The following is a 7,938-nucleotide window of genomic DNA, read 5'->3' on the forward strand; positions in this document are numbered from 1 at the left end:
CATCAGCCGTCAGGGCCTGGGCCAGTTCGGCCACCGGCGCCGACGGATAGCAAAACAGGGACACGGTACGCGCGCCGGTGCGCCGCAGCGCCAGCGCATCGTCCGGCACGCCGGCCGAGCGCAGGAAGGCGTCCTGCGCGTCCGCCGAGCCTTGCAGCGCTTCGCGTTCCATGGCCAGGGCCGGTTCGCGCAGCAGGCCGCCCGTGGCCGGTGTAAAGCCCGGGAAAAAGAAGTGCTTGACCAGGCCGTCCGGCCGCTGTGACGGCAGCCCGTGGCAGCTTTCGACCCACGCTTCGGCGCTCAGATATTCCAGGTTGATCCAGACGGGGTGGCTGCGGCGCATGGACGCGACGAACGTCTCGGGCGGATCGCACGCGAACGCTTCTATCACGACGTCGCGCGCCTGCAGCGAGGCGTCCGGTGCCTCTGACCAATGCACGACGTCGACGCCCGACACCTGCTGGCGCGCGGCGTCGGCCGAAATGCCGGGCTGGATGTGTGAGAAGCTGACCAGGTCGTCGACCCACAGGCGGACATCCCAGTGGAAATCGCGCGCAAGCTGGCGCGCAAGGCGCCAGCAGACGCCGATGTCGCCGTAGTTGTCGACGACCCGGCAGAATATGTCCGCTTGCATGGCTGGCTTAGTGGAACTGGGCGGGGGCGGCCTCGGCGTCCTCGGGGAGTTCGGCGTGCACCAATTCGCCCAGGGGATTCGGGAAGTAGGGCGCGCCGCAGTCCTCGCAATACTCGGGCGGCAGCACACCAGGGATGCGCCGCACGTCGGTGACCCCGTATTCCTTCAGCAGCGCCGCGATCTCGTCGACCACGTCGGGCTGGCCTTCGTCCATGACCAGGTCTTCCTCGCGGCCGTACAGCGGCCACACGCAGCCGTAGTAGACGTCGTTGCTGCTGCGCGCGGTAAAGCCGATGCGGTATTCGTCGATACGGCCTTCGCCGCAGCCGGCCACCACGGCCCGCAGCTGCGAGGCTTCAAGGTTGACGGCGCCTTCCAGCCAGCTGACCGCCGCGCGCAGGGACAGCGGGCGCACCTGACGGTCGGCTTCGCGGTTGCTGACGTAGTAGGCGTCGGGCAGCAGGGCCTCGAAACCGCACCCCGGCAGCAGCGCGGCCAGCGTGGGCTGCGCTTGCGCGGCCCATTGCGCCAGGCAGGCATCACGGCTGGCGTCGGCATCGCCCAGCTTTTCCTGCCAGCGGAAGATCGGCTCGCCTTCTGGCACGGCGACCGTGCCGACGATGTAGCGCGTGTCGGCCAGCATGTTCGCGGTTTCGGTGTCGGTGTTCAGCGCCGGCTTGGTGGTCTCGGCGCCCAGCGCCTGCGAGCCCAGGCGTTGCAGCCATTGCCAGGTCTCGGAGAACGTGCGCGGCATCTGGTCCACGCTGACCAGCAGCGGCATCAACGTGGTGCGCGCGTTGCTCGACAGGACATGCCCGTGAAGCTGGGCCAGCAGGGCTTGCTGGGCGCTGGCAGAAATGGGGCCGGTGGGAATGGCGTAGCGGGTCCAGGCAACGATGGGCGCGACGATCAGCAGGATGTCGTAGCGAACGCCGTTTTTCTCGATCTTCATCGATTCGGACAGGGTTTCAGCCTGTTCGATCAGAACCTCGTAGGCGCCCACGTCGCTTTGGGCAAGGTGGTCCAGCGCCGCTTCGAGCGGGGCGTCCTGGCCAGCCTTGAGCAGCTTCGGGATCGCTTCGCCAAGCTGGGTCTCCCAGAAGACGTCTTCGACGCGGCTGCCCGAGCGGTTCAGCGCCTGGGCAAGCGCGACCAGCCGGGTAGCGTCACGGGTCATGCGGGGAGCGGATTGGCTGCGGGATCGGGCCATAACTTCGGGGAACGTCCATTCAGTGTGTAACGACGTAGTTTAACGCCCGGCACCCTTGGCGGGGTGACGGCCCATTGCGCGCTGACCAAGCTGATCCCGCCGCCGTGCGATAGAGGCAAGATAACGGCAGACTCCACACGCGCGCACGATCCACATTGATGCTTATTGAGCAACAGATTATCCCGATGCCGGGGGTTTATTGCTCGTTTGAATCGGCTGACAATGGCGGCATCGTTATTGTTTCTGGAGGCACAGCCATGCGTTGGCCTACGCTTTTCGTATCCCACGGTTCCCCCATGCTGGCCGTCGAACCCGGCCGCACCGGCCCCGCACTCGCGGACTGGAGCGCCGCACAGGGCCGCAAGCCGCGCGGCATCCTGGTCGTTTCGCCGCACTGGATGGGCGAGGGGTTGGCGCTGTCGACCCGCGATAAGCAGGTCGCCTGGCACGACTTCGGCGGCTTCCCGCAGGAGCTTTACGCGCTGCAGTACGCCGCGCCCGGGTCGCCCGAACTGGCCGCGCGCGTGCAGGCGCTGCTGGCCGAATCGGGCATCGCCGCCGATCGTGATCCCCGGCGTCCGCTGGACCACGGGGCCTGGGTGCCGTTGCGCTATCTGTACCCGGACGTCGATGTGCCGGTCGTGCAGCTGTCGCTGGACATGGGGCGCGACGCGGCGGGACAGATGGAACTGGGCCGCGCGCTGGCGCGCCTGCGCGACGAAGACATCCTGATCATCGGCTCGGGGTCGCTGACGCACAACCTGCGCCACGTCCGCATGCCGCAGAACGCGCCGGCGGCCGAGTACGTGCCGGGCTTTCAGGCGTGGTACGCGGACAAACTGGCGCATCACGACGTGCCCGCGCTGCTGGATTGGCAGGCGCAGGCGCCTGGCGCGATGCAGGCGCATCCGCATGACGATCATCTGATGCCGCTGTATGTGGCATTGGGCGCGGGCGGCACGAAGGCGCGGCGGCTGAATGACGAAGTGTCGTACGCGGCGTTGGCAATGGACGCCTATCAGTTTGATTAAGCCAGCCCGGTGTCTGACACCCGTCGAGCCACTGCAGCAAGCTGACGATCATCTCCCCTGGGTGTCAGACACCTCCGCCGCCCATGAAAAACGCCCCGGAACCGCAAGGTCCCGGGGCGTTCTTACTGCGCTGCAGCCGTTGACGATCAGGCAGCAAGCAGTTGGCGCAGCACAAACGGCAGGATCCCGCCGTGCTGGTAATAGTCAACCTCGATCGGCGTGTCGATACGCAGCAGCACGGTCACGTCCTGCTTCGAACCGTCCTTGCGCGTGATCGTCAGCGTCACGTCCTGCATCGGCTTGATGCCGTTTTCCAGGCCCGAGATGTCGTACGTTTCTTCGCCGGTAATTCCCAGGGACTGCACGCTGTCGTTGCCCTTGAACTGCAGGGGCAGCACGCCCATGCCCACCAGGTTGCTGCGGTGGATGCGCTCGAAGCTGCGCGTGATGACCGCCTTGACGCCGAGCAGCTGGGTGCCCTTGGCGGCCCAGTCGCGCGACGAGCCGGTGCCGTATTCTTCGCCGCCGAACACCACGGTGGGCGTGCCGGCCGCAACGTACTTCATCGCGGCGTCGTAGATCGACATCTGTTCGCCGGTGGGCTGGAACAGGGTTTCGCCGCCTTCGAAGCGGCTGCCGTCCGGCAGCGCGGGAATCATGAGGTTCTTGATGCGCACGTTGGCGAAGGTGCCGCGCATCATGATTTCATGGTTGCCGCGGCGCGAACCGTAGCTGTTGAAGTCGGCCTTCATGACGCCGTTTTCCTTCAGCCACTTGCCGGCGGGCGAGCTTTCCTTGATGGAGCCGGCGGGCGAGATGTGGTCGGTGGTGACCGAGTCGCCGAACACGCCCAGCGCGCGCGCGCCCTTGACCGTGGGCATCGCGCCCGGCGTCATGCCGAAGCCTTCGAAGAAGGGCGGTTCGGCGATGTATGTGGAATCAGGCCAGTTGTAGGTATCGCCCGTGACGCCCTTGATGTTTTCCCACAGCTTGCCAGGGTTGCTCTTGACCTGGCCGTAGTTGGCCTCGAAAGCCTCGGGGTCCAGCGCGTACTTGAGCAGCGCGTCGATTTCCTCGGTGGTCGGCCAGATGTTGCCCAGCCACACGTCGCCGTTCTTGCCGCGGCCCACGGGCTCGGTCATCAGGTCACGCGTGACGGTGCCGGCCAGCGCGTAGGCCACGACCAGCGGCGGCGAAGCCAGGAAGTTGGCCTTGATGTTCGGGTGGATGCGCGCCTCGAAGTTGCGGTTGCCCGAGAGCACCGCCGAGCAGACGAGGTCGTTGCTGGTGATGGCTTCGTTCAGGTCAGCCGTCAGGTCGCCGGCGTTGCCGATGCAGGTCGTGCAGCCGTAGGCCGCCACGTCGAAGCCCAGCTTTTCCAGGTAGGGCAAGAGGCCCGTCTTGGTCAGGTATTCCGTGACCACGCGCGATCCGGGGGCCAGCGAGGTCTTGATGTGCTTGGGCACCGTCAGGCCGGCTTCCACGGCCTTCTTGGCCAAGAGGCCCGCCGCCAGCAGCACGCTGGGGTTGGACGTGTTGGTGCAGGACGTGATGGCGGCGATCAGGATGTCGCCGTTCTTGACCTTGGTGCCGGTGCTGGTGGTGAAGGTCTGATCCAGTTTTTCGGCGGGCTGGTTGAAGCCGTTTTCGGCGACCGGCTTGGAGAACAGGTCGATGAACGTGTTCTTGACGTTGCCGATTTCGATACGGTCCTGCGGACGCTTCGGGCCGGCCAGCGACGGGGCGACGGTGGACAGGTCCAGCGTCAGCAGCTTGGTGAAGTTGATGTCCTGGGCCGCGGGAACGCCGAACATCTTCTGCGCCTTGAAATAGGCCTCGAAGGCAGCGATTTCCTCTTCGGTGCGGCCGGTGCCGCGGAAGTAGTCGATGGTGCGTTCGTCGACCGGGAAGAAACCCATGGTGGCGCCGTATTCGGGCGCCATGTTGCCGATGGTGGCGCGTTCGGCCACGGTCAGGCTGGCGGTGCCTTCGCCGCAGAATTCGACAAACTTGCCCACCACCTTTTCACGGCGCAGCATTTCGGTGATGGTCAGCACCAGGTCGGTGGCGGTGACGCCGCCGCGCAGTTGGCCCTTGAGCTCGACGCCCACCACATCGGGGGTCAGGAAGTACACGGGCTGGCCCAGCATGCCGGCTTCGGCTTCGATGCCGCCCACGCCCCAGCCGACCACGCCGATGCCGTTGATCATGGTGGTGTGGCTGTCGGTGCCCACCAGCGAATCCGGGTAGAAGACGTTGTTCTTCTTGTCCTGGTGCACGCCGCGCGCCAGGTATTCCAGGTTGACCTGGTGGACGATGCCAAAGCCCGGTGGCACGACGCCGAAGGTGTCGAACGCCTGCATGCCCCACTTCATGAACTGGTAGCGCTCCTGGTTGCGCTTGAACTCCAGCTTCATGTTCAGGTCCAGCGCATTCTTGGTGCCGAAGTAGTCGATCATGACCGAGTGGTCCACCACCAGGTCCACGGGCACCAGGGGTTCGATGCTCTTGGGGCTCTTGCCCATCTTGTCGGCAACCGAACGCATGGCCGCGATGTCGGCCAAGAGCGGCACGCCGGTGAAGTCCTGCAGCACGACCCGGGCGACCACAAAAGGAATTTCGTCTTCGCGCTTGGCGTTGGCCTGCCAGTTGGCGAGCTGCCGCACGTGTTCTTCGGTGACTTTCTTGCCATCGCAGTTGCGCAGCACGGATTCCAGCACGATGCGGATGGAGACCGGCAGCCGCTGCACGTCGATGCCGAGCGATTTGCCCAGCGCCGGCAGCGAGTAGAACTGACAGGACTTGTTGCCGATCTTGAAATTCTTGAGTGTGTCTAGGGTGTTGTGCGGCATGATGGACTCCGTGGTTTTGCCCAGGCTGAAGGCGGCATTTTCAGGCGTTTCGGCAGGTTTGTCATTGTCTCTTGGACAAGTTTGCCGAGGGTCTATATCTTGGTTTATGTCTTATATCTTATATAAGACTTGAGTGATGCGTCAAAGTTCCGGCCCCTGACGCGCCAGACCGGACTGAATTCGGCGAAACCCTTACTGTGGCGGACGCGCGCCAACCCTGCAAGACCCCGCCGCCGTGAGCGCGGGCTTTACGTCAGGTGCGCGGGCATTTCAGCGGCCGCATATTCAAGAAAGCGCTTCAGCGCCAGCGGCTCGCCGCTGCGCGCCGGCATCACGGCGTAGATCCGGGCGGGCGCCGCAGTCCAGTCGGGCAGGATGCGCGACAGTTCGCCCTGTTCGATCTCTGCGCCACACAGATAGCGGGGCACCAGGGCCACCCCCAGACCCGCGCCCGCCATCGCGCGCAGCGTGTCCATATTGCTGCTCAGGCTGCGCGGCTGGAACTCCACTGACGCCATTTCGCCGCCGGGCCCGGTCAGCCGCCAGGTGTGCGGGCCGTCCTGCGTCCCGTGGGCCAGCAGGGGCAGGGTGGCCAGGTCACGCGGATGGCGCGGCGCGGATCTGGCCATCGTGGGGCTGCACACCAGCGCCAGCGGCACGGCGGCGATCTCCAGCGCGTTCAGGCGCGCGTCCGTCAGCGAAGACGCCTGGGCGCGGAACGCCAGGTCGTAGCCTTCCCCGACCAGATCGATGATCTGGTCGCGGGTATCCAGCAGCACCCGCACGCGCGGATGGTCCGCGCAGAAACGGGCAACCAGCCCGCCCAACACTCGCGTCGCGAGCGGCGCCGGCGCGGTGATACGCAGCATGCCTGCCGGCGCATCGCCCATTGAGGCAGCCAGATCGAAGACGCTGCGCGCTTCGCGGGCCAACGCCTGGGCGTGAGCATGGATCTGTTCGCCCATCGGCGTCAGCGACACGCGGCGCGTATTGCGTTGAAGCAGCCGCACGCCCAGGCGCGCCTCAAGCTCCGCAATCCGGCGGCTGAGCTTGGAACGTTGCATATTCAACACACGTGCGGCCGCCGAGAAGCCACCTTTTTCGACAACTTCGCTGAAAAGCAGCAGGTCTTCAAGGCGATGAACGTAGTTAGGCATACAGCGTTTTAATAGGAGAAATTCGAAAATTTGCTGGCATTGTCCTGACAGCCAGGACAATTATTCCTGAAATTGGCCCCTACTGTCCGGCGGGCTGACCTCATAAGCTGTCGCCGCAATACATGTTCAGCAACAGTAAGGCAGCACTTTTTGACTCTTCACCTTAGCGCCGTCATCGCCGGATCCAGCCGCTACCTGGGCGACGCCTGCACCATCCGTCAGTTCCGCCATACCGATTTTGCTGGGAGCATGTCGCCCGTGGTGCTGGTGGACCACTTCGTCATGACGGGTCCCACCTTTGAGCCGCATACCCACGCCGGCGTCAGCGCCGCGACACTGTTGCTGGAAGACAGCACGGGCGTCATGCAGAGCCTGGAAGGCATCGAGAACAACCGCGAAATCCGCGCGGGCGACTTGCAGTGGACGCAAGCCGGGCGAGGCATCGTGCACGCGCAGCGGCCGGCAGGCGACGCCACGCTGCACGGGCTGCAGATCTTCATCGACCACCCGGCGCATCTGAAATCCCTGCCGCCGTCTACGTCGTTGCTGCGTGCGGCGGACATGCCGGTCATTCAGACCCCCTCGGGCAAGGTCCGCGTGGTGGCGGGCAGCTATGCCGGTCTTGAGTCGCCCCTATGCACACCCGAACCGCTGCTGATCCTGGACGGCTGGCTGCGGCCTGGCGCGACGACGCTCCTGCCCATGCCGCCTGGCTGGAATGCCTGGTTCTACGCGGTGCAGGGCGACCTGGGCGTGCGCGCCAGGCACCGCAGCAAGGGCGGGCCGCCGCTGCCTAAGGTGGCGGGGGGCGATCCGGACTTTGCGGTGTTGCCCGCCGGTTCCGCCGCTGCCGCCAGCGCCACGCCGGATGGTGAAGAAGGCGTGCTGCTGCTGATGGCAGGCAAGGTGCCCGTTCATTTTGTACTGGTGGCCGGCCCCGCCGTCGTGGCGGCGTCGGCGCAGGGCGCCGGCACGTCGCCGGCTGCCGATGCGGCGCTTGCCGAGGCGCGGACGGCATACGACGCCGTGGAGAGCCCGGCGGCGGCAGATGCAT

General features: G+C 65.6%; 6 protein-coding genes. 2 read left to right on the forward strand and 4 right to left on the reverse strand.

Annotated elements, in window-relative coordinates; all coding sequences use genetic code 11:
* Positions 1-634, reverse strand: a 634-nt coding sequence (earP, locus tag B3446_RS00030) for an elongation factor P maturation arginine rhamnosyltransferase EarP (RefSeq protein WP_291376009.1), incomplete at its 3' end; no start/stop codon positions are given.
* Positions 635-641: 7 nt separating this feature from the next.
* Positions 642-1,844 carry a DUF2863 family protein gene (locus tag B3446_RS00035; protein ID WP_175183974.1) on the reverse strand — a complete coding sequence of 401 codons (1,203 nt, stop codon included), beginning with the start codon at positions 1,842-1,844 and terminating at the stop codon, positions 642-644.
* A 257-nt stretch (positions 1,845-2,101) separates the two neighbouring features.
* Between B3446_RS00035 and B3446_RS00040 the strand changes: the two genes are divergently transcribed.
* Positions 2,102-2,875: a DODA-type extradiol aromatic ring-opening family dioxygenase gene (locus tag B3446_RS00040; RefSeq protein WP_291376012.1), complete on the forward strand. Its 774-nt coding sequence runs from the start codon at positions 2,102-2,104 to the stop codon at positions 2,873-2,875.
* A gap of 146 nt (positions 2,876-3,021) precedes the next feature.
* On the opposite strand, the gene acnA is transcribed toward B3446_RS00040, so the two are convergent.
* Positions 3,022-5,727 (reverse strand): aconitate hydratase AcnA, encoded by a 2,706-nt coding sequence (gene acnA, locus B3446_RS00045; RefSeq protein WP_175123665.1) that lies wholly within the window; start codon positions 5,725-5,727, stop codon positions 3,022-3,024.
* Between the two features lie 248 nt (positions 5,728-5,975).
* Entirely contained in the window at positions 5,976-6,884 is a 909-nt protein-coding gene (locus B3446_RS00050) for a LysR substrate-binding domain-containing protein (RefSeq protein WP_291376014.1), read from the reverse strand.
* A 150-nt stretch (positions 6,885-7,034) separates the two neighbouring features.
* Here B3446_RS00050 and B3446_RS00055 point away from each other — a divergent pair.
* Positions 7,035-7,938, forward strand: a 904-nt coding sequence (locus tag B3446_RS00055; RefSeq protein ID WP_291376015.1) for a pirin family protein, incomplete at its 3' end; no start/stop codon positions are given.

Origin of the sequence: Achromobacter sp. UBA5777 (assembly GCF_002418565.1) — a bacterium.
Classification (GTDB): Bacteria; Pseudomonadota; Gammaproteobacteria; order Burkholderiales; family Burkholderiaceae_B; genus Achromobacter; species Achromobacter animicus.